The 2296-nt window shown below is 38.9% G+C and carries 3 protein-coding genes; 2 read left to right on the top strand and 1 reads right to left on the bottom strand.

Annotated features, from left to right (window positions below):
• On the top strand, positions 1-860 hold an 860-nt coding region (locus AC11ZT_RS04235), incomplete at its 5' end, for an aminotransferase class III-fold pyridoxal phosphate-dependent enzyme (protein WP_484058407.1).
• Between the two features lie 37 nt (positions 861-897).
• Here the strand turns inward: AC11ZT_RS04235 and AC11ZT_RS04230 are convergent.
• A complete protein-coding gene (locus tag AC11ZT_RS04230; protein WP_484058406.1) occupies positions 898-1572 on the bottom strand; it encodes a VOC family protein in 675 nt (224 codons plus the stop codon).
• Positions 1573-1839: 267 nt separating this feature from the next.
• Between AC11ZT_RS04230 and AC11ZT_RS04225 the strand changes: the two genes are divergently transcribed.
• A complete protein-coding gene (locus AC11ZT_RS04225) occupies positions 1840-2052 on the top strand; it encodes a type II toxin-antitoxin system PemK/MazF family toxin (protein WP_484058405.1) in 213 nt (70 codons plus the stop codon).
• The last annotated feature ends 244 nt before the right edge of the window (positions 2053-2296 follow it).

Genomic DNA, 2296 nt, shown 5'->3' with positions numbered 1-2296 from the left:
GCTTTATTAAATTCGATACGCCGTATTTATACAGAGAAGTGATTGATTTTGCTAGTGAAGAAGATGCAACAAAGTTTTATATTAGCCGGTTACATAACCAAATTCAATACGAAGGTCCGGAAACGATAGCGGCCATCTTTATGGAGCCTATTCCAGGTAGCAATGGTGTTATTATTCCGCCAAAAGGCTATTTAGAAGGAGTTCGGGAGCTTTGTGATCAGTACGAGATTCTTATGATTTGTGATGAAGTGATGACAGGGTTTGGTCGTACAGGGAAAATGTTCGCCGTACAGAATTATGACTTTGAGCCAGATATGATGACTTTTGCTAAAGGAGTTACATGTGGCTATAGTCCGCTTGGCGGCGTCATTGTAAGTGAAAAAGTAGCAAACTACTTTGATGATAACGTATTTATGACCGGCTTAACCTATAGTGGCCATACCGTTTCCACGCAAATCGGCTGTGCGACACTTGATATTTATAAGGATGAAAATTTAATTGAACATGCTGCAGAAATGGGGAAAGTATTAGCAGCGCGGTTAGAAAAACTTCTAAAATTTGATTCGGTTGGTGAAGTTCGCTCCATCGGTTTATTTGCTGCTGTAGAACTTGTGAAGGACAAAGAAACGAGAGAGCCGATTATCGCATACGGAATGGATTACGGAAAAGATAAAGTGGGGCTTATGAGTAAATTTGTTAGCCTCCTCTCTGAACAAGGCTTTTACACATACTCTCATGAATCTAGTGTCATCATTGCACCGCCACTCGTCATTACCGAGGATCAACTTAACGCAGCAATGGATATTTTTGAATCAGTGGTTAAAAAATTCGAAACAGAATACTTATTTGTGAATCGATGATTTCCCGGAACACCAAGGAGCCGAGCCTCTTTGGTGTTCATGTATTCATTTCTCCTTTTTCATTTAGTTTAATAATTCGTCCGTCATCTAATGATATGGAAACCGGGTATATTGCAGACTCGCGGTTTGAAAAATACCATCGTCGTTTACGCGGAACGAGAAGAAAAAAGGCTCCGTCCTCATACTCCCCGATAAAATTCAAGTTGTCTGCGTCTAGTGGTTCATCCCGCATAACTGGAAAACCGAGTTGTAGCATACGCTTTCCTACAGTTATCACATCATTTGTCGTCGTACTAATTTCTCCTACTGATAAAATTTCTTCTGCAGAGAAAACAGAATTCTCAGAAGCACGCGATACAGAATATCTGGCAATGAGTTCCACTACATTTCCCGAAGGATCTTGAAAATACAATGAACTTGCATCGATAGATTGAAAGTACACTTCGTCCTCACCATCTTCTTTATTTAAAACAACTCTCGTCTTTGCCCATTCCTTTGCTGCTTGAAACAAATTTTTCGGAATGTTAAAAGCAAAGTGATAAAAGGGAGGGCCCTCCTCATCATACGTTTGGAATTTCAACCTACTTGTTCCCGCCTGAACTTCAAAGCTTATATCATCTTCAGACAATAACGGAAATCCGAGATGCACCGCGTAGAAATCTTTCGTTTCCTTTAGAAAAGAGCTAAAGAGCGTGACTTGCTTGATGAACATAATGAGGCCCCCTTTGGTTTAAAGTTAGAGAAAGCGGAGATATGTTTCTAACATTGCAACAACCTATACTATTTATTCTGGTTATGCGATTCCCTTTCTTTTATAATAAATATGAATGTAGTCAACCATAGTATTAAGTTCTAAGAAATGTCGATTATTATCACAACTAATGTATATACGAAAGAATGGAGAAGAAATGATGTCACATATTCAGAAATGGGGGAACAGTTTAGGAGTTAGGATACCGAAAGCACTCCTCGAGTAATTATGTCCCCAGTCGTTGTGATCCTGTTTGGCTACAATGTAATCCCTCAATCTGGTCACGAACAATCAGGAAAAAGACCCGCACTCGTTCTTTCACCACTAGAATATAACAAAAAGGTAGGGTTAGCTACTTTTTGCCCCATCACCTCTATAAAAAAAGGGTTCCGTTTGAAATCGAGATTCCTCAATCTTATCCAATTGAAGGTGTTATTTTAAGTGATCAAAGAAGAGTTTAGATTGGCAATCAAGAAATGTGATGTTTATTTGCAAGGTTGATGACGAAATATGTAACGCAGTAATGCTAAATCTATCAATGCTGCTCTGCTAGTATATTTTCTATATACTACTTTATCATTCACTACCCTGGAGGAAGCTTATGAAAAAAATACTTATCATTCTTGGTCATCCCGATTCAGATTCTTATTGCGGGGCTATTGCAAAAACTTATGAAGAAGCGGCT

The organism is Ectobacillus sp., assembly GCF_056992975.1.
This window is presented reverse-complemented; position numbering and strand designations above follow the sequence as displayed.